Origin of the sequence: Halobellus captivus (genome assembly GCF_007655485.1) — an archaeon.
In the GTDB taxonomy this organism is placed as follows: domain Archaea; phylum Halobacteriota; class Halobacteria; order Halobacteriales; family Haloferacaceae; genus Haloquadratum; species Haloquadratum captivum.
This window is the reverse complement of record NZ_VJXQ01000001.1, coordinates 937,081-961,234: the sequence shown is the minus strand read 5'-3', so window position 1 is coordinate 961,234 and position 24,154 is coordinate 937,081. Positions and strand designations below refer to the sequence as shown.

Sequence of the window (24,154 nt, the reverse complement as noted above, 5' to 3'; positions counted from 1 at the left end):
TAATGCCCGAATCAGTCGAAGTAGTGAATGTAGTCGGAAGTGGAAATCTAGGTCGTGAATTGGACCTTGATGCAGTTCTACAAGATATTGCCGAGAATTCTTCTATCGAGAATGTTAACAGAACCAGCCAAGGGATTACAGTCCGATTTTCTGGCGAAACAGGAACTATCAGCCTCTATCGTTCGGGCAAATACACTATTATGGGAAGTGATTCAGTTGAGGGATTACACCGAACGAACGAGAGCTTTTTAGAGATACTGATAGAGTATGGAATAATCGACGGGAAGAACGGGCACTCCGTTTCGGTAACCAACTATGTGTATTCAGTTGACCTTGATAGAGACATCAATGTCACTCAACTTGATATTTGGCTAGGAGAGGAAGCCGAGTATGAGCCAGAACAATTCCCATATATCGTCTATCACCCATCAGATATTAACTGTACAATGACAATCTCTGCATCGGGTAAATGTGTCATCAATACCTCTGTCGGGGAAGAAGCAGTCAACCGTGTCATCTCGAAACTTAAGCAACAATTGGATGAGCTGCAAATGTAGGAATAGATCTTATCTAATTACAATATAGTACGGCTCAGAGCCATTCTCGGGACGATAAAGGTAGAATGTCTTTCCGGTCAAATCCAACTCACTCACCTTTTGGTTCAATTCACCCCACCGTAGCATTGTCGTTACATTCCGCTGTTCAGCTTCCCAGACTGGTTTATGAATGAGTTCAAGTTGATGATAGCCTTCATACTCATCGTCGAGGTTTACGTGAAAGATGACCTGAGCAGATTCAACAATCGGATTAGTCTCAATTTCCTCCCAATCAAAGTCTGAAAATACATCATATCTGAAGTACGTGGTTTGGTCAATAACATCCCCAGAAACTTCCCAACCAGCTTGACTAAATCGCAATTGCCCAGTTACGTGGCTAGCTCTAGGATCTTGAGCATCTGATCGAGGTAAATCTGGCTTTTCCCACAGTAGAGGTCCTCGTCCCGTATCCATCTCCTCTACCTGACGAACCTCTGAGTCTGAGAGTCCAGGGCCTGAGTGTTCTGCTGGTGGACGAGCAACATCTATCGGGGGGAACAGGTCGCGGACTTCATCAGATGTGTCGCTTTGGCCCGAAGCTGATGACTCAGAATTGCCCCTAGTATCTACTTCACTATCTACGAGGTTGCTTTCGTATAGCATATTAATCAAATCAGTAGATAATTTATGGACATTAGGACTAGTCCCTGAAATCAACGGCTGATAGTATTCCCGAATATCGGTTATTACCGCCTCTCCATCCTCATCGGGTTTTTCGAAATCGACAAGAATCGATGATTCCACGTTTCGAAATAGACCTGAATTGGTTAGATTAGAAGAACCAACAATCACTCTCCCGTTATCGGGCCCCTCAAAAACGTAAATTTTTGGATGGAATGTGCTTGGAGACCTAGTATAGAATACACTTGCACCAATATCTAACTCTAATAAGTCTTCTAACGCTTCTTTTGTGGTTCCTTTTTGATCAATACCGACAATAACTTGAAATTCATCGATATTCTCCTTTGACTGTTGTATTACCCCACTTAGATTTCGGATTCCAGATGAACGAGCAAAGGCGACGAGGGAGAGGAATTTCGTATAGCTCTCATCGGCAAATGACTCGTTGAGTAGGACGCCTATTGGATTATCAGAATTCTCGAATCCTTGACCGACAAAAGACACTTTCATACAACCCGGTTCCTATCCGATTCACTAAGCATTTTCTGACAGGAAGGTCGCTATGTCTGGTTTCGTGTAGTGAAACAGTAGGACCGATAACAAGACCTATGTGACCTCTCAGAATGTTCTCTATTCGGTTTTTGGTCACGATTATCCTTTCTTAGAAGGTTGCAGACGCGATTCTATGACGTTGTCCATTCTTCCTGCAAATGGATGGATAGAAAGCTGGCTCGGCACTCATAGGCCATTCGGCGCGATAGAACTCAAGCGTTTGCCGTCCAGCCAGCTAATCTGAACACAGCCCCGATACATTGATACTCCAGCGCGCGTTCGGATAACGCAGAACCTCGGACGGAGGCGGGGGCCAGTCGACAAACGATTGGGTTCGGGAAAATCGAACCCCGTCGCTACGGCGACAAAAATTGGGAAAATTGGGCTATATCGCTTCTACGCGATGAAATCGGTGCCTTAGAAACCGTGCGTGATACGTATGGGCTCGGGCGGAGTCGAACCACCGATCTCTTCCTTGTAAGGGAAGCGTCATAACCACTAGACCACGAGCCCGCACGTCGAAGAAGTCCGCACGCGGGTATAACGGTTTCCAATCCCGAACGGCGGAATCCTTACGCCCACGCGCTCGGACTACACGATATGGCCGATCGGTCACGACTCGCTACCGTCATCCTCGCCGTCGCCGTCCTCCTCGCGGTCGGCGTCGTCGCCGTCGCGAGCAATCCCGGACTTCTCCCGACCGGCGAGTACAACCGGACAACAGTAACACTCGTCGACGACGATACCGACGAGACGCTCGCGACGGTGACCGCCCGGATCGCCGACACGCAGTCGAAGCGCTACACCGGACTCAGTGAGACCGACTCCCTCGGACCGAACGAGGGGATGCTCTTCGTCCACGACGAGGCGGGCGATTACGCCTACGTGATGCGGGATATGGCGTTCCCGATCGACATCGTCTTCGTCGACAGCGAGGGGACGATCACCGCGATCCACCACGCCGAACTGCCGCCCGACGGAACGGCTAACGACGATCTGACCCGCTACCGCGGCCGCGGTCAGTATGTGCTCGAAGTGCCGTACAACTACACCGTCGAGCGCGGCGTCGAGGTCGGCGACCGCGTCCGCGCCGACGGCGAGTGGGGACCGCCAGCGGACGGGGCGTGACACGCGGCGGAACCGAAAGCCCGAGGAGCCCCGGGACTCGCCCTTCACGTATGAGCGATCCGACCAGCGCGCTCGACGCCCTGGCCGCCCTCGACGGCTGGCACGTGGAGGGGTACGCCGCGCGGGTTCACTACCGCGGCGCGGACGACCGCTACAGCATCGAGTTCTACGGCCCATCCGAGTGCGTCCTCTACTGGAAGGTGAAAGGCGACGGCGAGACGGCCGTCCCCGTCGGCCGCGACACGGTCCCCGAGCCGCTCCGTGCGCGAATTCGGGACGACCTCGACGCCGCCGGACTCGACCCCCGCGTCGAACGGCGTTCGCTGTAGGCCCGACGATGTCGCCCGTGGGTTCGATGGCACCGCCTGTCGGCCCGATCCGTTCACCTGTCGATTCGGCGACGTCCGCTGTCGGATCAACGGCGTTCGCCGTCCGCTCGAACAACGGACATCGCGCCGAAATCGAGTCGGTCGATCGATGGAACCCTTTAGTACCGACGAGGCCTGAAACACGGTGATGGTCAGCCCCGCCGAGGACGACCCCTTCGAGCAACAGCGCGAGCGCGCGGAAAACCCGATGCGCCGCCTCTTCGACGAGTACGGCCGCGAGAACGCCTTCGCGTTCGTGGTCGGCCTGGCGTCCAGCATCGTCGCGCGCTTGCTCGACCTGCTCCCGCCGGTCCTCCTGACGGTCGCGGTCGACTCGATCTTCTTCGACGAGCGCCCGTTCTCGCTGTGGCTCGTCCCCGACGCGTGGCTGCCGACGACGCAGACCGGACAGCTCTATCTCGCCGCCGGGCTCATCGCGCTCTCGTTCTTCGGCGGGGCGGCGTTCCACTGGACGCGGAACTGGGGGTGGAACTCCTTCGCCCAACACATCCAACACGCCGTCCGGACCGACACCTACGACAAGATGCAGCGGCTGAATATGGACTTTTTCGCCGACAAGCAGACCGGCGAGATGATGTCGATCCTCTCGAACGACGTCAACAGGCTAGAGCGGTTCCTCAACGACGGGATGAACTCGGCGTTCCGCCTCGGCGTGATGGTGATCGGCATCGCGGCGATCCTCCTGTACTGGAACTGGCAGTTGGCCGTTGTCACGCTCACCGTCGTTCCCTTGATCGGGTTCTTCACCTACCGCTTCGTGCAGACGATCCAGCCCAAGTACGCCGACGTCCGCTCGTCGGTCGGGCAGTTGAACTCCCGGCTCGAAAACAACCTCGGCGGCATCCAGGTGATCAAGTCCTCGAACACCGAGGACTTCGAATCCGATCGCGTCGACGGCGTCTCACAGGACTACTTCGACGCCAACTGGGACGCGATCGGCACGCGGATCAAGTTCTTCCCCGGCCTCCGGCTTCTCTCGGGCATCGGCTTCATCCTCACGTTCTTCATCGGCGGGATCTGGGTACTCACCTACCGGGAGACCGGCAGCGCACCGCTGTTCTTCTCCGGCGGGCTCACGCCCGGCGAGTTCGTCGGGTTCATCCTCTTCACCCAGCGGTTCATCTGGCCGATGGCGCAGTTCGGCCAGATCATCAATATGTACCAGCGCGCGTACGCCTCCGCCGCGCGGATCTTCGGCCTGATGGACGAACCCGCCCAGATCGCCGAGGATCCGGACGCCGAGGAACTCCTCGTCGCGGACGGACGGGTCGTCTACGACGACGTGAGTTTCGGTTACGACGCCGACGAGACGATCATCGAGGACGTCTCTTTCACCGTTGAGGGCGGGGAGACGCTCGCGCTGGTCGGTCCGACGGGCGCCGGGAAATCGACCGTGCTCAAGCTTTTGCTCCGGATGTACGATGTCGACGAGGGATCGATCTCCATCGACGATACCGACGTCCGCGACGTGACGATTCCGAGCCTCAGGCGCTCGATCGGCTACGTCAGCCAGGACACGTTCATGTTCTACGGAACGGTGGAGGAAAACATCCGCTACGGGACGTTCGGGGCGACGCACGGGGACGTCGTCGAGGCCGCCAAGGCCGCCGAGGCCCACGAGTTCATCCGGAAACTGCCGGACGGCTACGACACCGAGATCGGCGAGCGCGGCGTGAAGCTCTCCGGCGGCCAGCGCCAGCGGCTCTCGATCGCCCGCGCGGTCCTCCGCGACCCGGAAATCCTCGTGCTCGACGAGGCGACTTCCGACGTCGACACCGAGACGGAAATGCTCATCCAGCGGTCGCTCGACCGCCTCACCGAGAACCGAACGACGTTCAGCATCGCCCACCGGCTCTCGACGATCAAGGATGCCGAGCAGATCGTCGTCCTCGAAGACGGCGAGATCGCCGAGCGCGGCACCCACGAGGAACTGCTCGAAAACGACGACCTCTACGCGCACCTCTGGGGCGTGCAGGCGGGCGAAATCGACGAACTCCCCGACGAGTTCATCGAGCGCGCGAGCCGCCGCGTTTCGCGGACCGAGATCGAGTCCGACGCCGACGACTGAGCGTCACCCTTCGAACCGCCTCGCTTCGCGTCCGTTCACCTACTCCAACTCCGCCCGCAGCGCCTCGTTCATCGCGTCGACGGGGGCGTCGCGGCCGGTCCAGATCTCGAACGCCTCCACGCCCTGGAACAGCAGCATCCACGCGCCGTCGATCGTCGTTGCGCCCGCGTCCGCGGCCGCTCGAAGCAGCCGCGTCTCGATCGGCGAGTAGACGGCGTCGAGAACGGCCAAGTCGGCGTGAAGGTGCTCTTCGGGGACGGGCGTCTCGTCGACGTCTGGCTCCATTCCGACGCTCGTCGCGTTGACCAACAGCGCCGCGTCGGCGACCCGATCGAGCGTGTCGAGTCCGCCCGCGGTCGCGCCGGGGACGTCGGCGGCGAGCGATTCCGCCCGGTCGACGGTGCGATTGGCGATGTGGACCGACGCTCCGGCGTCGGCGAGCGCGAACGCCACCGCGCGGCCAGCCCCGCCTGCCCCCACGACGACCGCGTCGCGACCGTCGATCGAAACGCCGTGGTGGGCGAAGGACCGCTCCACGCCAGCGACGTCGGTGTTGTAGCCGCGCGGCGGGGATGCCGAAAAGTCGATCGTGTTCACGGCACCGACGCGTCGGGCGACGTCGTCGAGTTCGACCGCCTCGAGGACGTCCCGCTTGAACGGGATCGTGACGTTCAGTCCGGCGATTCCCAGTACCTCGGCGGCGTCGACGGCGTCGGCCGCGGCGTCGCGGTCGGGCTCGAACGTGACGTAGCGCGCGTCGATATCGAGCGCTTCGTAGGCCGCCTCGTGCATCGGCGGCGACAGCGAGTGGCCGACCGGGTTCCCGAGAAGTCCGAATACCTGCATACGCAGGGGTCTTCCGCCGACCGTGTTAAATGGTCTCCTCGGCGGCCATCGCTCGCGAACAGCGACGCTCCCGCGGCGTTCCGAACCGCAAGAGATACGCCGCCGAGGGGAGCAGTTCCGGGTGATGACTTCTCGCCTGCGTCACCCGCTCACCGCTGCGGGTGGAGCGCTCGCGCTGACGCTGCCGTGGGTTGTCTCGTGGGCCACCGGAATCTCGGCGGGCTTGGGGCCGACGACCGTCGTCAGCGTGGCCGGGCTCGCGGTCCTCGGCGCGTCGTTCCTCCTCGCGTGGGGTGCAGAAACGGCCGAAAAGGACGTTCCCCGCGCGTTCGCCATCGCCGTGCTCGCCGTGCTCGCGGTCGCCCCCGAATACGCCGTCGACGCGCTGTACGCGTGGCAGGCGGCGACCGACCCCTCGCGGGCGAACCTCGCGGTCGCCAATATGACCGGTGCGAACCGGATCCTCATCGGTCTCGGCTGGTCCGGGATCGCACTGTTTTCGATCTACAAGGCCACGTCGGGCTCTCGGAAGGACAGAGCCGTCGTGAACCGCGAGGGAACGCTCCGCGACGCGGTGAAACTCGATCCGAGCATCTCGACGGAGATCCTCTTTCTGTTCCTGGCGACGGTGTTCGCCTTCTTTGTCCCGCTCAACGGCGGGATCGACGCCATCGACACGATCGTGCTCGTCGGCCTCTACGTCACCTACATCGCGATCATCATCCGCGGTGACGTCGAGGACCACGACGACCAGATCGGCGTGCCCCGGTACTTCCAGGCGAAACCGCGCTCCGTCCGCGTTCCGATCATCCTCTCGCTGTTCGTTTACTCGGGCTTTCTGATCTTCACCGCTGTCGAACCGTTCGCACACGGGCTGGAGTCGCTGGGGCTGCAGTTCGGCATCCCCGAGTTCTTTATGATCCAGTGGATCGCGCCGCTGGCCTCCGAGAGCCCCGAACTCATCGTGACGGCGTATCTCGTGAACAAGGCGCGTTCGACCGCCGCGTTCAACGCGCTCATCTCCTCGAAGCTGAATCAGTGGACGCTGCTTATCGGGACGCTTTCGGTCGTCTACAGCATCTCGCTCGGCGCGTACGGCGTCCTCCCGTTCGACTTCAAGCAGGCGGCCGAAATCTGGCTCACCGCGGCGCAGAGCTTCTTCGCAATCGCCATCCTCGTGAATTTCCGGATCAGCGTTCGTGAGGCCGTGACGCTCCTGGTGCTCTTCGTCTCGCAGGTCGTCATCGAGTTCGGACTCATCCGGACGTACCCCGAGGCGCTCGCCGAGCAGTACTCGATCTATCTGTTGCTCACGTACTCCATCGTGTACATCCTCCTCGGCGCGGGCCTTCTCGCCACGCGCCGCCAGGATCTCCGTCGACTCGCCCGGCTCACCGTCGCGAACATCCGCGGCACGTCGGTTCCGGAGCCCGAACGAGCGGATTGAATCGAGGCGTCGCCCCGGCCGTTCGATCCGCTCCGAGAGTTTTTATACCGAGGGCGGACCACTCTCGTCCGTGATCGGACTGGTCGTCAGCCGGGAGGATTCCGCATCCGTGGCTATCGGCGAGGCGCTTCGCGACCTCGCCGCGTGGGAGCGGCACGAAGACGCCTCCAGAAGCGACGCCGACGGCGGCGGGACGTACTACCGCTATCGAGATTTCGAGCTCCGCGCGCTCGACGAGTGGCACCTCGAACTCGACGGCGTCGCCGACGCGTTTTCGGAGCCGCCCGAGTTCGTGTCCTTCCTCTCGCGGCACGCGGGCGACACCGGACCGCTCCTGACCGCCCACTTCACCGGCAACTTCGGCCCGGCCGAGTACGGCGGCTCCCCGAGTGAACTCGCGCGCGCCTGCCCGAACGCCCAGCGCACCGTCGTCGAGGCCTTCGACAGGCACGCGCCCGACGGCTACGAGGTCGGCATCGAGGGCACGCACCACGGCCCGAGCGACGTCGGCGCGCCCTCGCTGTTCGTCGAACTCGGGAGCAGCGAGACGGAGTGGGACGATCCGGCCGGTGCCCGCGCGGTCGCCCGCGCCGTCTTGGAACTCTCCGGCGTCGCCGCCGACGCGCCAGCGTCGACCGCTACGGGCGACCGTCGGCACGTCGTCGGCTTCGGGGGCGGCCACTACGCGCCGCAGTTCGAGCGGATTCTCAGGGAGACAGACTGGGCGGTCGGCCACGTCGCCGCCGACTGGGTGCTGCAGTCGATGGGCGCGCCGGAGGCCAACGCCGACGTGATCGACAGCGCCTTCGAGCGGTCGTCGGCGACCCGCGCGCTCGTCGTCGACGACGATCCCGAACTCGAAGCCGTCGTCGACGACCTCGGCTACCGCGTCGTCGACGAGACGTGGGTCCGCACCACCTCCGGCGTCGATCTCGACCTCGTCGCGGCGCTCGAATCCCGCCTCTCGACGGTCGACGAGGGGCTTCGGTTCGGTGCGTCGGCGGAGGCGGTCGATTCCGAGACGCTCGCTGCGGACGTCGGCGACATCGACGACACCTGCAAAATCGTCGCGCTCCCGGACGACCTCCTCGCGGAAGCGTCCGGGATCGACCGCGACGAGACGTTCGAGGCCGTCGCGTCCCGCGTCGTCGCCTTCGAGACGAGAGAGGGCGGGACGAAGCCGCGCGGACGCGCCGCCGTGACCGACCGAACCGCCGTTGACGACGTCGTCGACGCGCTCTCGTGGATTCTCGAATCGAAGTACGACGCGGTCCGCGTCGACGGCGACCGGGTGATCGCGACGCGCGAGACGTTCGACCCCGCGGCGGCGGCGGAGGCTGGGGTCCCGGAGGGCCCCGAGTTCGGCCGGTTATCGGCGGGACAGCCCGTCGAAGTCGACGGCGTCGAGGTGACGCCCGAGGAGGTCACCGCCGAGGAGCGGGTGACGTTTTCGACGGCGCGGCGGGACGCGCACCCCGAAGCCCGGTGAACCACCGCGAGAACCGGCCTCAACGTCAGACGCGCGTCGGACGTAAGGGGGAAAGATCATTAGGCTGTATTCGGTACGAACGCCCATACTATGGACTCCATCGTCGACGATGCGATTGACGAGGCCGAGGAGACGGGGGATGGGAGCGCCGTCGACGCACCCGCGGGCGGGGAGATGCCCCGCACCGGAACGATGACCGACGAAGAGCTACAGGAGGTTCTCGTCGACCTCCAGACCGATATCACGGTCGTCGGCTGCGGCGGGGCTGGCGGCAACACCGTGAACCGGATGCACGAGGAGGGCATCGAGGGCGCGACGCTCGTCGCCGCCAACACCGACGTCCAGCACCTCGTCGAGATCGAGGCCGACACGAAGATCCTGATGGGCGAACAGAAGACGCAGGGCCGCGGCGCGGGATCGCTCCCGCAAGTGGGGGAAGAGGCGGCGCTGGAGTCCCAAGAGGAGATCTACGACGCGATCGACGGCTCCGATATGGTGTTCGTCACCGCCGGACTCGGCGGCGGCACCGGCACCGGCTCCGCGCCGGTCGTCGCGAAGGCGGCTCGGGAGTCGGGCGCGCTCACCATCGCGATCGTCACGACGCCCTTCACCGCCGAAGGTGAAGTTCGCCGAACCAACGCCGAGGCGGGTCTGGAGCGACTCCGCGACGTCGCCGACACCGTCATCGTCGTCCCGAACGACCGACTGCTCGACGCGGTCGGCAAGCTTCCGGTCCGACAGGCGTTCAAAGTGAGCGACGAGGTGCTGATGCGCTCGGTGAAGGGCATCACCGAACTCATCACCAAGCCCGGGCTGGTCAACCTCGACTTCGCCGACGTGAAGACGGTGATGGAGCGGGGCGGCGTCGCGATGATCGGCCTCGGCGAGTCCGACTCCGAGTCGAAGGCGCAGGATTCCGTCAAGAGCGCGCTCCGTTCTCCCCTCTTGGACGTCGACATCTCTGGCGCGAACTCCGCGCTGGTGAACGTCACCGGCGGCTCCGATATGAGTATCGAGGAGGCCGAGGGCGTCGTCGAGGAGATCTACGACCGGATCGATCCGGACGCCCGCATCATCTGGGGGACCTCCGTCGACGAGGAACTCGACGGCACGATGCGGACGATGATCGTCGTCACCGGCGTCGAATCGCCGCAGATCTACGGTCGCAGCGAGGAGGAGGAATCCCAGCCGCAGCCCCAGCCGCAGGCTCCCCAGCAGGGCCAAGACCAGGGAACTGAAATCGACTACGTCGAGTGAACGGGTGGCTTTCGCCTCGTTCCCTGCCGTAAGCCGCGGTCGCGACTGCGACCGTTGAATTTCGGACCACTTCGTGTGAACCCGGATCAGACTTCTCTCGTCGTCGGCTCGTCCGGTTTCAGTTCTTCGAACCGTCGGGTGTCAATTCCTGGCCTCGTCGTCGATTCGTCCGGCCGCAATTCCCGACATCGTCGTGGGGGCTGTATCAATAGATAGAAAAAGCCGGGCGCACTATCGACACGCAACGATGGACGTTAAGTACGACCTGACCAGCTACGTGCGGGTGCTGAAACTGGCCAGCACCCCCTCGTGGGAGGAGTTCTCACAGATTGGTCTCATTGCCGGTGCCGGGATCGTTCTCGTCGGCTTCCTGGGCTTTCTCATCTACGCGGTGATGTCCTTCCTCCCGGGGGGTGTCTGAGGTGCCGATCTTCTCCGTGAAGACGACCGCCAGCCAGGAGCGCACCGTCGCAGATATGATCGCGAACCGCGAGGAACCCGAGGTGCACGCCGTATTAGCCCCCGACTCGCTCACGAGCTACGTGATGGTGGAAGCGGACAACGACGCGGTGATCACGCGGGTTCTCGAAGAGATTCCGCACGCCCGCGGCCTCGTCAAGAGCGGCGGGGAGGCCGGTCGCTCCTCGATGGCGGAGGTCGAACACTTCCTCTCGCCGACGCCCGACGTCGAGGGCATCGCCGAGGGCGACATCGTCGAACTGATCGCCGGGCCGTTCAAGGGCGAGAAGGCCCGCGTCCAGCGGATCGATGAGACGAAAGACCAGGTCACCGTCGAACTGTACGAGGCGACCGTTCCGATTCCGGTCACCGTCCGCGGCGACCAGATCCGCGTGCTCGACAGCGACGAGCGCTGAGGCCGAGACGGGAGGCAGTTTCGTATTCCGTTGTGAGCGGTGAGGCCCTGTTCTCTCGCGCCGTTCATACGCTCACAGGCCGCTCATCCTTCCCCGCGCCCGCTTATCCTTCCCCGCGCCCGCTCAGTTTGTTTCCGAACGAACGCTTGACACCCAAGCAGTGGCGGAAGCGCAGCGATCGAACCGAAGTACACAGGTCGGTACCGGCGGCTACAGCGCGTCGCGTTGCTTGAGTTCCTCGACGACCACCCGGAGGTCGGCCTCGTCTTCGATCGCGGCCTTGACGTCCTCGCGGACGCGGACCGCAGTCGAATCCGCGTCGTAGGCGCGAACGTACTCCGCGCGGGAATGCTCCTCGAAGGCGTGCCGAATCGCGAAATAGCCGTCCGGGACGATGCTGCCGCAGACCGTGCACTCGTGACGGTCGTGTTCGACCGTCTGGTGGATGATCGCGGATTCGACGTCCTCGAACCGCTCCGAGCAGCCGCCGATGCCGCACTTCCACAGAGACATACCGAAGGCCACGACCACCGTCGACAAAACCGTTCCGCAGGCGACGGTAAATAGAAATCACTAACCGAACCCCGCTCGAACCGCGGGACGTGACCGACACCGCCGCGTCCGACTCGGGCTCAGCAGACGACGCCGACTCGATCGTGGCGGAATCGACGCGAACGGAGGCGAGTTCGGTGCAATCGGGAGCGACACCCGTGCAGGATGACGCGGACGGCCAAACCAGGGTCGACCTCCACGTGAAAATCCTGAACGAGCGCGTCGTCAGCCGCGCGAAAGCCCGCGGCATCGACGTGTTGGTCTACGCCCCGCACTTCGTCCGCCTCCCCGAGATCAGCGCCCGCGCGGAGCGCTTCTCCGACGACGACCTGCTCGTCGTTCCCGCTCGCGAGGTCTTCACCGGCACGTGGCGCGACCGACGCCACCTCCTCGCGTTGGGTCTCTCCGAACCGGTTCCCGATTTCATCTCGCTGTCCGGCGCGTTCGACGCCTTCGAGCGGCAGGACGCGGCCGTCCTCGTCCCGCATCCGATGTTCCTCAACGTGAGTCTCGATGCCGACGAGGTGCGGACGCACCTCGATCGCGATCGGATTCACGCAGTCGAGACGCACAACTTGAAGCTGTTCGACCGACAGAACCGGCGGGCGCGCCGTCTCGCACGCGACGTCGGCGCGCCGGGGTTCGGTTCGTCGTACGCGCATCTCCACGGGAGCGTCGGCGAGGTGTGGACGACGTTCGATCGCGAGATCGACTCCGAGGCGGATCTCATCGCGGCGCTGCGCGAGGGGGAACCGCGCACGGTCTACCGGCGTGACGGCGCGAGTCATCTCGTCCGCGGACTCGCGGAATTCGCCCATCTCGGCTTCGAGAATACCTGGAGCAAACTCGACCGGATCTTTCTCTCCGGAACCGAGCCGACGCATCCGAGCCACGTCGCCTACGGCGGGCGCTTCGACGACGTCAGCGTGTACTGAGACCCGTCGGACGTCAGACCCCGACGAGCGCCGCGATGAGGTTCGTCGCTTCCGTCAGCGGCGTGTCGAGCGCGACGAGGTAGTTGTGGACGGCGAACAGGATTCCGAGTTCGACGAGCGTGACGAGGACGGTCACCCGGATCGCCCACTTGCTCGACGTCGCGACGCCGGTCGGAAAGCCGTACTCCGTCGAGGAGAAGGGATACCACAGCGCGATGCCGCGCTTCGAGCCGACGATGTCGAGGACGTAATGCGTCGCGACGCCGATCCAGACGAACTGGAGGTTGCCGAAGAGGTACGGGAACGCGAGGAAGATCCCCAACACGGGGAGGTTATGCAGCGTCTTTCGGTGGCGGCCGAACGCGGTGTCCACGTCCGGGAAGAGCGCGCCGAGGATGACCGGCAGCGACAGCGCGGCGATCGAGCGACCGACGTCGCCAGCGAGCGCCCAGGCGGCGTCGGCGGTGCTCTCACCGTTCGTCCCCTCTAGTATCGGTCCGGCGGTCGGGTCGACGGTGAGAATGACTCCCAGTCCGATCGCCAAGAGCGCGCCGTTCAGCACGTGTCCGTCTTTGTTCATCGCCTGTGTCTGCGCGGGTGTCCCCTACAAACGTTGTGTCTCGGCGGCGGTGGTAGACCGCCGTGCTACGACGACGACGGAGGGTCGTATTTCCACGACGATGGCCGGTCGTATATTCGCGACGACGGCGATACGTTGCAACGACAGCGATCCGTCGCCTCCGAAAGCGCCGTTTCCGCGCGAGACTACGCTTCGACGGCCGCCAGAAGCGTCTCTAACGCCCGCCGGGCGATTTGCTCTTTGATCTCGGTTCGGTCGCCATCGAACTCGAAACGGTCGACGCGGGTGTAGGAGTCGCCGGTGCCCCACTCGCCGCGGTACGCGAGGCCGACGTAGACGGTTCCGACCGGCTTCTCGGGGGTGCCGCCCTCGGGACCGGCGACCCCGGTCGTCGAGATCCCCCAGTCGACCGCGGCGACGTCGCGGACGCCGCTCGCCATCTCGCGCGCGACCGGTTCGGACACCGCGCCGTGTTCGTCCAACGCTTCCCGCGAGACGCCCAGGGCGGTCAGTTTGGCGTCGTACGAGTAGGTGACCACCGATCGATCGAAGTACGCTGACGAGCCGGGAACGTCCGTCAGGAGCGACCCAATCAACCCCCCGGTGCAGGATTCGGTGACGGCGAGGGTCGCGCCCGCCTCGCGGAGGGCGTCGCCGACGCGGACCTCGATCGGTGGCTCGGAAGCGAATTCGCGCATAGGACGACGACGGGGGCCGACGACAAAAGCGATGGCGAAAAACACACCTACGATCCGCTCGTCGCCGCAGACGAGATGGCTGACAGGGTCGATCCCTCGGACGAGTCCGCGGACGCCTCGGATGACCGGGCGGATCCTTCCGACGGTTCCGCGGACGCGTCGGGCGATTCCTCGAGTTCCTACGACGAACCGCTCTTTCAGCGCGTCATCGGGTACGCCGCGGACGCCGACCGCGACGTCGTCGATATGGTCTCGGGACACCCCGACTGGGAGCCGCCGCGGGCGCTCCGCGACGGACTGCACGCCTACGCCGACGCCGACTCCCGAGAGTTCCAGTACCCGCCCAGCGAAGGGCTCAGGGAACTCCGCGAGGAGATCGCGAGCCGACGGAACGTCGACGCCTCGCGGGTCATCGTCACCAACGGTGCGGGCGAGGCGAACTACCTCGCGATGGCGGGCGCGCTCGAACGCGAGGCGGGTTCGGAGTTCCTGCTGACCGATCCGGTTTATCCGTACTACCCCGGCAAGGCGGAGCTGCTCGACGCCGACGTCACGCGCGTCCCCGTCCACGAAGACGGCCGCGTCGACGTCCGCGCGATGCGCGCGGTCGCGTCCCCGGAAACCGCCGCGATCGTACTCAACACGCCGAACAACCCCACTGGAGCGGTCTACGACCGCGAATCGGTCGCGGAACTGGCCGACGTCGCGAGCGAGGTCGACGCGCTGCTCGTCGTCGACGAGGTGTACGACCACTTCGACTTTTCGGGTCGGTTCGAGAGCGCGCTCACGCTCGATCGCGACCGCGTCGTGGTCACCACGGCGTTCTCGAAGTCGATGGCGATCACGGGCTTCCGGGTCGGCTACGCGGTCTTTCCTGAACCCCTCGTCGACGAGGCGCTGACGCGGCATATGCTCGTGAACGTCGCCACGAGTCGACCCGCCCAGGCCGCCGTCGCGACTGCGCTGGCGGAGACGCCGCCGTCGTACTACGAGTCCGTCCGCGACACGCTACGCGAACGGATCGACTCGTTCACCGACGCGCTCGACGCCGCGGGCGCGGAGTACACCACGCCGGAGGGCGCGTTTTACGTCCTCGCTCGCTTCGACGGATTCCCGGGTACGATGGAGAACGTCGAGCGATTGATCGACGAGGCTGGAGTCGCCGGAATGCCCGGCGAGGCCTTTGGCGACGCCTACGACGAGTGGGTTCGCTTCGCGCTCTGCACCGACCGTGCCGACGAGGCCGCCGATCGGCTGGCTGCCTATTTCGAGGGACAAATCGACTGAGCGATTGACTGACCGATGGACCGAGAAGTACACAAGTCCCCGTCTCGTCGTCCCGCGTATGTCGAGTATCGACGTCGACGCCGAGCCGAGCGACGACGAGCACGAATCGGAGAGTGACGCGTCGGGAGACGGTCACGCGATCGACGTCGAGCCCGTGGATCGAGTCGAATCTCCCACCGGGAACGCGATCGAGGACGTCGATGCCGCGGGGCTGCCCGACGCCGTCGACGCGCCGGACTACGTCCTCTACGGCGGGAAGGGCGGCGTCGGCAAGACGACGATGGCGGCGGCGACGGCGCTCGCATCGGCCGCGTCCGGCACCGCGACGCTCGTCGTCTCCACCGATCCGGCGCACTCGCTGTCGGACACGCTCGACGTCGACGTGCCCGCCGAGCCGACGCGGATTCGCGAGTCGATGCCGCTGTACGCCGCGGAGATCGACCCCGACGCGGTCGTCGCCGGGCCGTTTACCCCCGGCGCTGGCGACGAAGCGAGCGGGTTCGGCGGGAACGGAGCGGCAAACGACGGCTTCGATCACGCCGCCGACGTCGAGGACAACCCCTTCGCCGACGATCGCGACGGCCCGTTCTCGGACGCCGGCGGCGGGGACAGCGGAGCGGGGGCGTCCCCGTTCGGCGACCTCGGCGGGATGGAGGACTTACTCGGCGGCGCTATGGGGCCGGGATCGATGCCCGGGGCCGACGAGGCGGCGGCGATGCAGCAACTGCTCGAATACCTCGACGACCCGCGATTCGACCGGGTCGTCGTCGACACCGCGCCGACCGGACACACGCTCAGACTGCTCGAACTCCCTGAAATGATGGACACGATGTTGGGGCGGGTCGCGAAGCTCCGCCAGCAGTTCTCGGGGATGATGGAGGGCGTCAAGGGGATGTTCGGGATGGGATCGGCGGAGGCGGCCGCCCCCGATCTCGACGAGCTCCGCGAGCGGATCGAGCGGCTGCGCGCGGTCCTGCGCGACCCCGCGAAGACCGATTTCAGAGTCGTGATGATCCCCGAGGAGATGAGCGTCGTCGAGTCCGAGCGGCTCGTCGAACGCCTCGACGGCTACGGCATTCCGGTCCAGACGCTGGTCGTCAATCGAGTGATGGAGGACCTCGCGGACGTGACGGCCGCAGATATCGACGACCGCTGGGTCGTCTCACCCGACTTGGAGCACTGTGAGTTCTGCCAACGCCGCTGGGGAGTCCAGCAGGACGCGATCGGTCGCGCGACCGAGCTGTTCAGAGGGCGCGACGTGCGGCGCGTGCCGCTCCTCGCCGAGGAGGTCCGCGGCGAGCGGGCGCTCCGGGTCGTCGCCGCCTGCCTGGCGTGAGGCGGGGAATCCGACTTACAGCTTTCTGAGGTACCGATACGCCGTGTCGAGCCACCGCGACGGGAGGTGCCGCGCGAGCACGGCGATCCGGGCGGCGGTTCCGGGTTGATAGCGCGCGTGAGGCTTCGTCGAGGAGGCGGCGTCGACGATGTCCTCGGCGACGCGCTCGGGGGAGATCGCGCCGAGACCGCCGCCCCCGATCAACTGAGTCTCCGAAAACAGCTCGTAGAACGACTCGTAGGCACCCGATCGGTCCAATCCCGGGATGTCGGTGTCAGCGTCGGCGTCAGCGTCGGTGTCGGCTTCGATGTCAGCGTCGGTTCCGCTCCCATCGCCGCCGTTGACCTCGCGCTCGGCGCGGTCCGAGAAGTTCGTCTCGACCGGTCCGGGTTCGATGAGAACGACGTCGATACCGTACTCGTCGACTTCGTTTCGGAGCGCGTCGCTCATCGCCTCGAGGGCGAACTTCGACCCGGCGTAGACGCTGCCGCCGGGGAAGGAGATCCGCCCGGCGGCGCTGGAGACGTTGACGATGGTTCCCCCCTCCTGGGCGCGCATCTGCGGGAGGGCGGCGCGGATCAGTCGATGCGGGCCGTAGACGTTCACGTCGAACTGCCGGTGGACCTGCTCGGTCGGGACGTCTTCCAGCGGCCCCATCTGCCCGAAGCCAGCGTTGTTGACGAGGCAGGTGAGATGTCCCTCCTCGTCGACGATTCGATCGACCACCCGGTCGACGTCGTCTCCGTCGGTGACGTCGAGCGTCGCGATGCGGCACCCCTTCTCGCCGAGGGTTTCGATGTCGGCGGGGTTGCGGGCCGTCGCGTAGACGCACCAGTCCTCCTCGAGGAAGGCCAGTGCCGCCGCGCGGCCGATGCCGGACGAACAGCCGGTGATGAGGACCGTCTTCGGATGCACGACTCCCGAAACGGACCGCGCGGTGTTAACTGTGGGCGATTCGCGGGCATCGGTCCGTTGCGCGGACACCACTTCGGCGCGACCGCGACCACACGCTTAACTGTCTCGCCGGGATGCTTCGAGTATGCGATTCGACCGACGATCCGGGGTTTTCCTCCACCTCACCTCTCTTCCGGGTCCGCACGGCATCGGCGACCTCGGGGACGGCGCGCGGGCGTTCGTCGACTGGCTCGCCGACGCCGACCAGTCCTACTGGCAGTTCTGTCCGCTCGGGCCGACGGCGTCCGTCCACGGCGACTCGCCGTATCAGGCGTACTCCGCGTTCGCCGGAAACCCGCTCCTCGTGAGCCTCGACCGCCTCGTCGACGCGGGCTACCTCCACGCCGACGAGCTGGAACCCGTCCCCGACTTCTCGGCGCACGAGGTCGACTACGATCGAGTCCGCGCGTACAAGACCGAGCGGCTCCGCACCGCGGCCGAGCGCTTCCGGGCGACGGCCCGTGGAGGCAACGAGCGCGTCGGAAGCGGCGGGGGCATCGGCGACCGGACTGGCGGAAGCGACGCGGACCGCGAGGCCTTCGGGTCGTTTCGCGAGCGCGAGTCGGAGTGGCTCGACGACTACGCGCTGTTTATGGCGTTGCGGACGCGGTACGACGGCGCGTGGACCGCGTGGCCGGAGCCGATCCGGCGACGCGACCCCGACGCGCTCGCGACCCACCGCAAGGAGTTGGCGTCGGAGGTCCACTACCACCAGTTCGTCCAGTTCGCCTTTGATATGCAATGGCGCGCGCTCGGGAGCTACGCCGACGAGCGGGGGATCGATCTCATCGGCGACCTCCCGATCTACGTCGCCCTCGACAGCGCCGACGTCTGGGCGAGCCCCGAGGTGTTCGACCTGACAGACGACGGCGAACCCGCGGCCGTGGCGGGCGTGCCGCCGAACCCGGGTGACGACGGACAGCGCTGGGGAAATCCCGTCTACGACTGGGAGTCGTTGCGCGCGGACGACTACGGGTGGTGGCTGGCCCGCCTTGAGCGCCTGTTCGACCTCGTCGACGTCACTCGCATCGACCACTTCAAGGGGTTCGACGAGTTCTGGGCGATCCCCGCCGAATCGGACTCACCGGCCGACGGGGGGTGGCGCGACGCCCCCGGTGTCGACTTCTTCGAGACGGTCGCCGAGCGGCTCGGCGACCTGCCGTTCGTCGTCGAGGACCTCGGCTTTCTTGACCAGGGGCTCGTCGACCTCCGCGAGCGGTTCGGGTTCCCGTCGATGCGCGTTCCCCACTACGCCGACTGGTGCCGCGAGGGCGATATGTACCAGCCGATGCACTACCCCGAGAACAGCGTCGCGTACACCTCGACGCACGACACGAACACGCTCGTCGGCTACTACGAGTCGCTACCGCCCCGCCAGCGCGACTGCCTCCACTACAACATCGGGGCCGACGGCTCGGAGATCACGTGGTCGCTGATCGAAGCGGTCTGGCGCTCCGATGCGATCTTGGCCGTTACCACGGTGCAGGACGTCCTCGCGCTCGGCGAGGAAGCGCGATTCAACCGCCCGGGGACGACGTCCGGAAACTGGGCGTGGCGCTGCACCCGCGAGGCGTTCGATTCCGACCTCGCACAACGGCTCGCTCGGTTGACGGATGAACACATCCGAAACTGAGCGTCGTTTGGCGGACGAGTTCGTCCGAAACTGAGGGCTCGCTGCCCCGCCGTTTTTTGTCCGAGGGGATCGAGTCCGGAACGTGGTTCGTCGCTCCGTCGGATACAGCTCACTCATCGCCGCCGCTGGACTCGTCCTCGCCGCGACCGCGATCCGCTCTTCGGAACTGTTCGCCGACGCGCTCGTCGATGGCGTCCAGTTGCAACCGCTGCTCACTCGGGGACTCGTCGCGGCGGCCGTCCTCGCGGCGGCGACCGGTGCGTACCTCGTCGTCGAGTCGGTCCTCGCGGCTCGGCTGTCGAACAAGCGCCGGACGCACGACGTGCGGAACGTGCTCAGACTCGGCTTCGGTGCCGTCGCGGCCGCGGGGGTCGCGGGCGTCCTCACCGACCAGTGGCTCGGCGTCCTGTTCTCGCTCGGGGTCGTCGGGTTCGCGGTCACCTTCGCGCTCCAACAGCCGCTGCTCTCGCTCGTCGGCTGGTTCTACATCGTCCTGAAACGGCCTTACAGCGTCGGCGACCGGGTCGAGATCGCGAACACCCGCGGCGACGTCATCGAGGTGGGCTTTCTGACGACGACGCTGTGGGAGGTCGGCGGACGGCTCGTCACCTCCGGACAGCCCTCCGGGCGGGTCGTGACCGTTCCCAACGCGGAGGTATTGTCCGCGCAGGTCGTCAACGACACGACCCTCTTCGAGTTCGTCTGGAGCGAGGTGTCGATTCAGGTGGCCTACGAGACCGACCTCGCGTTCGCCCGCGAGGTGATGATCGAAACCGCGACAGACCACCTGGGCGAGGAGATGCGCCGCGGAATCAGGGCGTACCGCTCTGAGTTGGATCGGACGGCCGTCGAGCTCGATGTACGGGAAGGGCCGACGGTCAACGTCGTCCAACAGGAGTCGTGGGTCGAACTCCGACTGCGTTTTCTCTCGCGCTCTCGGCAGGTGACCCGCAACCGAAACGCGATCTACGAGCGGGTTCTCGCGCGGTTCAACGAGGAGCCCGACCGCGTGAAGTTCCCCGTGAGCCGAAACCGGTGATTCTGGTGTGAGGAGACGTCGACACCGAGGCCCGATGTCAGCATCGGCCACCGGCGACCGTGTTCTCGCCGCCGCTCGCACCCGCCACATCGAAACCGGGATACGCCCCGAATCCCTCTCGACTTCCAATGACGGCCGAACCCGGCGCGCGGAGTGACTCCGACGGGACTGGAGCCGACGGTGACGAAGCGCTCGAAACCGGAGCGCTCGACCTCTCGGAAATCCGCGGTCCGTTCGACCTGCAGTCGACGCTGGAGAGCGGTCAGTCGTACCTGTGGGACCGCCCCGACGGACGGATGTACGAGTCGATCGACGCCCACGGCGGCGACGCGTGGTACAGAACGGTCGTTCCGCCGATCGACGGCGTCACCGACGAGGACCTCGTCGTGCGCGTCCGCCAGCGCGACGGCGCGCTGGAGTGGGCGGCGACCGGCGATCCGGTCCCCGCGTTGGAACACCTGCTCCGCCTCGACGACGACCTGGCGGCGATCTACGCGAGCGCCCCCGACGACGACATCTTCGCGCGGGCGTTCGACGACTATCGGGGAATGCGGCTCGTCCGCGACCCGCCCTTCCCCTGTCTGGTCTCGTTCATCTGCTCGGCGCAGATGCGCGTCTCGCGGATCCACGGGATGCAGATGGCGCTTTCGGAGGCGTTCGGAACGCCCCACGGGTTCGCCGGGGAATCGATTTCGGCCTTCCCGACGCCCGAGCAGCTCGCAGCGCGGGGCGAGGACGACCTCCGCGAACTCAAGCTCGGATACCGCGCGCCGTACGTCCAGCAGACCGCCGAGATGATCGCCGACGGCGAAGCGAATCCGACCGAGGCGGTCGGGCTGTCCTACGAGGACGCCCGCGAGTCGCTCACGCGGTTCGTCGGCGTCGGCGACAAGGTCGCCGACTGCGTCCTCCTGTTCTCGCTCGGATATCTCGAAGCCGTCCCACTCGACACGTGGATCCGCGGCGCGATCGCCGATCACTTCCCGGAGTGCGATCGGGGGAACTACACGGAGACGTCAAGGGCGCTCCGCGAGCGCCTCGGCGGCGAGTACGCGGGCTATGTGCAGACGTACCTCTTTCACTACCTGCGAGCGGGCGGGGAGGCGTGACGGTCGGAGCGAAATGCGAGCCACGCTCTCCGGACCACTTTCTGCGATTCGCTGCGCCTCGCCCCCGAGACGGGGCCGACCACCGAACTAATTCTCAGCAACCGGGCGAACCTTTGATGCCGTCGGCCACCAATTTAGCACTATGGACTGCAGAGTCGTCGTCGAGGCCGCGATTCCGGTATACGACGTGACGACGCCCGACGAGGCGATCCGCATCGCCATCTCGAAGACGGGCGAGATGCTGAATCCCGACCTGAGCTACGTCGAGATCTCGATGGGGTCGCGGACGACTCCCGGCGGCGAAGAGCTTCCCCCCGCGTTCGTCGCCGCCGACGAGGCCCTCGTCGCCCTCGAACTGGAGATGACCGTGTTCAACGTCGAACAAGAGGAACACGCCTCCAGGATCGCTCGTAAGGAGATCGGCCAACGACTCGAAAGCGTCCCGCTGAAAGTCCTTTCTGTGGAGGCGATCGACAAGTCCGAAGACACAGACGAGGAGACGACCTCCGACGGAGAGAGATCCGACGATGAGACATCTGCCGACAATACGACCGAGGAAGCCACGTCCGCCGGTTCGGTTTCCGGAGGCGAGGACGATTCCGACGGCACGGATTCCGCGGACGACACCGGTTCAGCGAACGACACGGATTCCGCGGACGACACCGACGACCTCATTCCGGAGTTCGACGATCTGATCGAAGACGGGTGAGATCTGTCAGAAACCGGTTTCACTCTCCTGAACGCGGTTGAACCCGCTCGGCAACAGATCGCTCGCGCGATAGTGGCCCGCTCGGCTGTGACCTGTGAGGTATTCGCGAATAGAAGAACTGTAGCGGTCGCTAATCGATCGTACCGGTTGGAGGATGCGGCGAGTTGGTCGGGATTAGTCAGCGGTCGCTGCGACGCGGCTCTGTTCGGTTTCGTCGAGCGAGGAAGTGATTCCTTTGACCAATTTAAAAACGGCGGCCTTGTGATCCGTCTTCGATTTGTGAATCGATGTCGGTCGTACGCCGAGTTCGTTGTATGCTTCGAGCGAGACGTCGTCGTCTTCCCACATCTCGACCTGTGTGTGTACTTCCGCAAGCAGGCCGTGAAGGTGGATGAGCTCCTGCTTCTTCATGAGCAACCAAGAGTTGAGACTGGAAGGATATATTATTATCCTGAGTCTCGTTAACACGCACCTGTCGAATATGCGGGCGAAACGCCAGGATTCGGCGGAATTGCCGTTTTCAATAATGAACAATTATGTGGTCACGACAGATCGCTATGCGTGCACGCCCCGCGATTCGACCGACAGCGGGCGGCCGTCCGCGGCGTCGGCCACGACTACTGTCGGTCGCCCCAGCCGTCGATTTCAGTGTGTGATCGTCCGTCGTCCAGTGCGACTGTCTATACCGACGCCCGGGTCCGAACGTACATATGAACGCTTTACACTGCCCGCGCCGATAACCTATCTATGGACTACGAGGATCAACTCGAACGAGCACTCGATAACTCGCCCGACATCGCCGAGGGAAGCGGACGGTTCGAGGTGCCCGATCCCGACGTCCGTCCGGAAGGTCACGTGACGGTCTGGGAGAACTTCGAGGCGACGCACGACCGGCTCGCCCGCGACCCTGATCACCTGGTCCGTTTTATGCAGTCCGAACTCGGGACGAGCGCGCAGATCGACGACCGCGGCCGCGCGCGGTTCACCGGCGACTTCAAACAGCGCCGCGTCGCGGAGGCGCTAGACGCCTACGTGGCGGACTTCGTGACGTGTAGCGAATGCGGATCGCCGGACACGCGGCTCGTCGACGAGCACGGCACGACGGTGTTGAAATGCGATGCCTGCGGGGCGCTCTCGTCGATCCCTGATCTGTAGAACCCGGTACCGAATCGGTGCCGAACGAGCCTGCACTACTCGAACTGCTTGACTGTGTTGAGGTCGCGCTCAGTCCGCATAAACTCCGCGAGCCGCCGCGTCGCGCCGCAGGACGAACACGTGAAGTTCTGACGATGGTTGGGCAACGAGGTCGGCTCCGTTTCCCAGCCTTTCGTACACTCGGGGCACAGCAGTCGGACAAACGCTTCGACCATAGCGTGACCGACTCGCGGTACCTCAATAAATGTTCGTGCAGGACTATTACTGATGTTCCGATGACGTGTTGAGCGCGCTCGCAGATGGTGTACAATCGTAGACGGTCTGTGCGGTCTGGTCATCTGTGTGATGCCACGAAAACACGAACGCACGAAACGCGTGATTACGACAGGCGAATCTACGCGACCATCCCGGCGTCGTCGGCTTCGAGAAGCTCCTTGTATCGGTTTCGGATGGTGACCTCGGAGACGTCTGCGACCTCACTCACTTGGCTCTGGGTGACCTTCTCGTTAGTGAGCAACGCGGCCGCGTACACCGCGGCGGCTGCGAGACCGACGGGGGATTTCCCGGAGTGGATCGCCGCGCGCTTCGCGTTGCGAAGGAGCTGACGCGCTTGTCGCTCGGCCTCGTCGGAGAGTCCGAGCTCGGAGGCGAACCGGGGAACGTACTGCTCGGGGTCGGCGGGCTCGACTTCCAGCTTGAGTTCCCGGACGACGTAGCGGTACGTCCGCGTCAGTTCCATCTTGTCGACGCGGGAGACGCGCTCGATCTCGTCGAGCGACCGCGGCGTTCCGGCCTGTCTGGCGGCCGCGTACAGCGCGGCTGTGGCGACGCCCTCGATGGAGCGACCGGGGAGCAGATCTTCGCTGAGCGCGCGGCGGTAGATGACCGACGCGGTCTCT

26 protein-coding genes and 1 tRNA gene are annotated in these 24,154 nt (G+C 64.6%); 17 read left to right on the top strand and 10 right to left on the bottom strand.

The annotated features are described in order from the left end of the window. Nucleotides 1–2 precede the first annotated feature (2 nt). A complete protein-coding gene (locus FJT57_RS04820) occupies nt 3–557 on the top strand; it encodes a TBP family protein (RefSeq protein ID WP_144902183.1) in 555 nt (184 codons plus the stop codon). A 9-nt stretch (nt 558–566) separates the two neighbouring features. On the opposite strand, the gene FJT57_RS04815 is transcribed toward FJT57_RS04820, so the two are convergent. Then, complete coding sequence (locus FJT57_RS04815; RefSeq protein WP_144902180.1) at nt 567–1,727, bottom strand: phospholipase D-like domain-containing protein; 1,161 nt, start codon at nt 1,725–1,727, stop codon at nt 567–569. A 482-nt stretch (nt 1,728–2,209) separates the two neighbouring features. Further along, a tRNA-Val gene (locus FJT57_RS04810) sits at nt 2,210–2,282 on the bottom strand. An 87-nt stretch (nt 2,283–2,369) separates the two neighbouring features. Between FJT57_RS04810 and FJT57_RS04805 the strand changes: the two genes are divergently transcribed. The 3 genes from FJT57_RS04805 to FJT57_RS04795 all read left to right on the top strand — a co-directional run bounded on the left by FJT57_RS04805 (nt 2,370) and on the right by FJT57_RS04795 (nt 5,354). Next, on the top strand, nt 2,370–2,897 hold the full coding sequence (locus FJT57_RS04805; RefSeq protein ID WP_144902177.1) for a DUF192 domain-containing protein: 528 nt from the start codon (nt 2,370–2,372) through the stop codon (nt 2,895–2,897). Between the two features lie 50 nt (nt 2,898–2,947). Continuing rightward, on the top strand, nt 2,948–3,226 hold the full coding sequence (locus tag FJT57_RS04800; protein WP_144902175.1) for a DUF7538 family protein: 279 nt from the start codon (nt 2,948–2,950) through the stop codon (nt 3,224–3,226). Between the two features lie 187 nt (nt 3,227–3,413). Then, nucleotides 3,414–5,354, top strand: a complete 1,941-nt coding sequence (locus FJT57_RS04795; RefSeq protein WP_144902172.1) for an ABC transporter ATP-binding protein — start codon at nt 3,414–3,416, stop codon at nt 5,352–5,354. A gap of 39 nt (nt 5,355–5,393) precedes the next feature. On the opposite strand, the gene FJT57_RS04790 is transcribed toward FJT57_RS04795, so the two are convergent. Continuing rightward, on the bottom strand, nt 5,394–6,200 hold the full coding sequence (locus FJT57_RS04790) for a shikimate dehydrogenase (protein WP_144902170.1): 807 nt from the start codon (nt 6,198–6,200) through the stop codon (nt 5,394–5,396). 124 nt (nt 6,201–6,324) lie between these two features. Between FJT57_RS04790 and FJT57_RS04785 the strand changes: the two genes are divergently transcribed. The 5 genes from FJT57_RS04785 (at nt 6,325) to FJT57_RS04765 (ending at nt 11,268) form a co-directional block, all read left to right on the top strand. After that, nucleotides 6,325–7,647, top strand: a complete 1,323-nt coding sequence (locus FJT57_RS04785; protein ID WP_144902167.1) for a sodium:calcium antiporter — start codon at nt 6,325–6,327, stop codon at nt 7,645–7,647. Nucleotides 7,648–7,717: 70 nt separating this feature from the next. Beyond that, nucleotides 7,718–9,136 carry a D-aminoacyl-tRNA deacylase gene (locus FJT57_RS04780; protein WP_144902165.1) on the top strand — a complete coding sequence of 473 codons (1,419 nt, stop codon included), beginning with the start codon at nt 7,718–7,720 and terminating at the stop codon, nt 9,134–9,136. Nucleotides 9,137–9,226: 90 nt separating this feature from the next. After that, the gene (gene ftsZ, locus FJT57_RS04775) at nt 9,227–10,393 is read left to right on the top strand and encodes a cell division protein FtsZ (RefSeq protein WP_144902163.1); all 1,167 of its coding nucleotides are present in this window, start codon (nt 9,227–9,229) and stop codon (nt 10,391–10,393) included. A 247-nt stretch (nt 10,394–10,640) separates the two neighbouring features. Beyond that, nucleotides 10,641–10,814 carry a protein translocase SEC61 complex subunit gamma gene (locus tag FJT57_RS04770; protein ID WP_103992772.1) on the top strand — a complete coding sequence of 58 codons (174 nt, stop codon included), beginning with the start codon at nt 10,641–10,643 and terminating at the stop codon, nt 10,812–10,814. 1 nt (nt 10,815) lies between these two features. Continuing rightward, on the top strand, nt 10,816–11,268 hold the full coding sequence (locus tag FJT57_RS04765) for a transcription elongation factor Spt5 (protein ID WP_144902161.1): 453 nt from the start codon (nt 10,816–10,818) through the stop codon (nt 11,266–11,268). A gap of 210 nt (nt 11,269–11,478) precedes the next feature. Here the strand turns inward: FJT57_RS04765 and FJT57_RS04760 are convergent, their stop codons facing one another. Then, nucleotides 11,479–11,781, bottom strand: coding sequence for a DUF7565 family protein (locus FJT57_RS04760; RefSeq protein ID WP_144902159.1), 303 nt, complete (start codon nt 11,779–11,781; stop codon nt 11,479–11,481). Nucleotides 11,782–11,978: 197 nt separating this feature from the next. Here FJT57_RS04760 and FJT57_RS04755 point away from each other — a divergent pair, with 197 nt between their 5' ends. Further along, nucleotides 11,979–12,755 carry a PHP-associated domain-containing protein gene (locus FJT57_RS04755; RefSeq protein ID WP_144902597.1) on the top strand — a complete coding sequence of 259 codons (777 nt, stop codon included), beginning with the start codon at nt 11,979–11,981 and terminating at the stop codon, nt 12,753–12,755. Between the two features lie 13 nt (nt 12,756–12,768). Here FJT57_RS04755 and FJT57_RS04750 read toward each other — a convergent pair whose 3' ends face one another. Both FJT57_RS04750 and FJT57_RS04745 read right to left on the bottom strand, forming a co-directional pair. Continuing rightward, nucleotides 12,769–13,335, bottom strand: a complete 567-nt coding sequence (locus tag FJT57_RS04750; protein ID WP_144902157.1) for a metal-dependent hydrolase — start codon at nt 13,333–13,335, stop codon at nt 12,769–12,771. 185 nt (nt 13,336–13,520) lie between these two features. Next, complete coding sequence (locus FJT57_RS04745) at nt 13,521–14,033, bottom strand: CinA family protein (protein WP_144902155.1); 513 nt, start codon at nt 14,031–14,033, stop codon at nt 13,521–13,523. 75 nt (nt 14,034–14,108) lie between these two features. Between FJT57_RS04745 and FJT57_RS04740 the strand changes: the two genes are divergently transcribed. Next, nucleotides 14,109–15,320 (top strand): pyridoxal phosphate-dependent aminotransferase, encoded by a 1,212-nt coding sequence (locus FJT57_RS04740; RefSeq protein ID WP_144902153.1) that lies wholly within the window; start codon nt 14,109–14,111, stop codon nt 15,318–15,320. 67 nt (nt 15,321–15,387) lie between these two features. Further along, a complete protein-coding gene (locus tag FJT57_RS04735) occupies nt 15,388–16,656 on the top strand; it encodes an ArsA family ATPase (RefSeq protein ID WP_238993919.1) in 1,269 nt (422 codons plus the stop codon). A 15-nt stretch (nt 16,657–16,671) separates the two neighbouring features. Here FJT57_RS04735 and FJT57_RS04730 read toward each other — a convergent pair whose 3' ends face one another. Then, nucleotides 16,672–17,571: an SDR family oxidoreductase gene (locus FJT57_RS04730; protein ID WP_144902594.1), complete on the bottom strand. Its 900-nt coding sequence runs from the start codon at nt 17,569–17,571 to the stop codon at nt 16,672–16,674. 124 nt (nt 17,572–17,695) lie between these two features. Between FJT57_RS04730 and malQ the strand changes: the two genes are divergently transcribed. The 4 genes from malQ (at nt 17,696) to FJT57_RS17275 (ending at nt 22,100) form a co-directional block, all read left to right on the top strand. Continuing rightward, complete coding sequence (gene malQ, locus FJT57_RS04725) at nt 17,696–19,243, top strand: 4-alpha-glucanotransferase (RefSeq protein WP_144902149.1); 1,548 nt, start codon at nt 17,696–17,698, stop codon at nt 19,241–19,243. An 82-nt stretch (nt 19,244–19,325) separates the two neighbouring features. Continuing rightward, complete coding sequence (locus tag FJT57_RS04720; protein WP_144902147.1) at nt 19,326–20,282, top strand: mechanosensitive ion channel family protein; 957 nt, start codon at nt 19,326–19,328, stop codon at nt 20,280–20,282. Nucleotides 20,283–20,410: 128 nt separating this feature from the next. Beyond that, nucleotides 20,411–21,391 (top strand): DNA-3-methyladenine glycosylase family protein, encoded by a 981-nt coding sequence (locus tag FJT57_RS04715; RefSeq protein ID WP_144902145.1) that lies wholly within the window; start codon nt 20,411–20,413, stop codon nt 21,389–21,391. A 142-nt stretch (nt 21,392–21,533) separates the two neighbouring features. After that, the gene (locus FJT57_RS17275) at nt 21,534–22,100 is read left to right on the top strand and encodes a DUF555 domain-containing protein (protein ID WP_144902143.1); all 567 of its coding nucleotides are present in this window, start codon (nt 21,534–21,536) and stop codon (nt 22,098–22,100) included. A gap of 174 nt (nt 22,101–22,274) precedes the next feature. Here the strand turns inward: FJT57_RS17275 and FJT57_RS04705 are convergent, their stop codons facing one another. Beyond that, nucleotides 22,275–22,511: a UPF0058 family protein gene (locus FJT57_RS04705; protein ID WP_144902141.1), complete on the bottom strand. Its 237-nt coding sequence runs from the start codon at nt 22,509–22,511 to the stop codon at nt 22,275–22,277. A 336-nt stretch (nt 22,512–22,847) separates the two neighbouring features. On the opposite strand from FJT57_RS04705, the gene FJT57_RS04700 reads away from it, so the two are divergent. Then, complete coding sequence (locus FJT57_RS04700) at nt 22,848–23,255, top strand: translation initiation factor IF-2 subunit beta (RefSeq protein WP_144902139.1); 408 nt, start codon at nt 22,848–22,850, stop codon at nt 23,253–23,255. A 35-nt stretch (nt 23,256–23,290) separates the two neighbouring features. On the opposite strand, the gene FJT57_RS04695 is transcribed toward FJT57_RS04700, so the two are convergent. Then, nucleotides 23,291–23,470: a DUF7836 family putative zinc-binding protein gene (locus FJT57_RS04695; protein ID WP_144902137.1), complete on the bottom strand. Its 180-nt coding sequence runs from the start codon at nt 23,468–23,470 to the stop codon at nt 23,291–23,293. Nucleotides 23,471–23,649: 179 nt separating this feature from the next. Beyond that, on the bottom strand, nt 23,650–24,154 hold a 505-nt coding region (locus FJT57_RS16920), incomplete at its 5' end, for a transcription initiation factor IIB (RefSeq protein ID WP_238993905.1).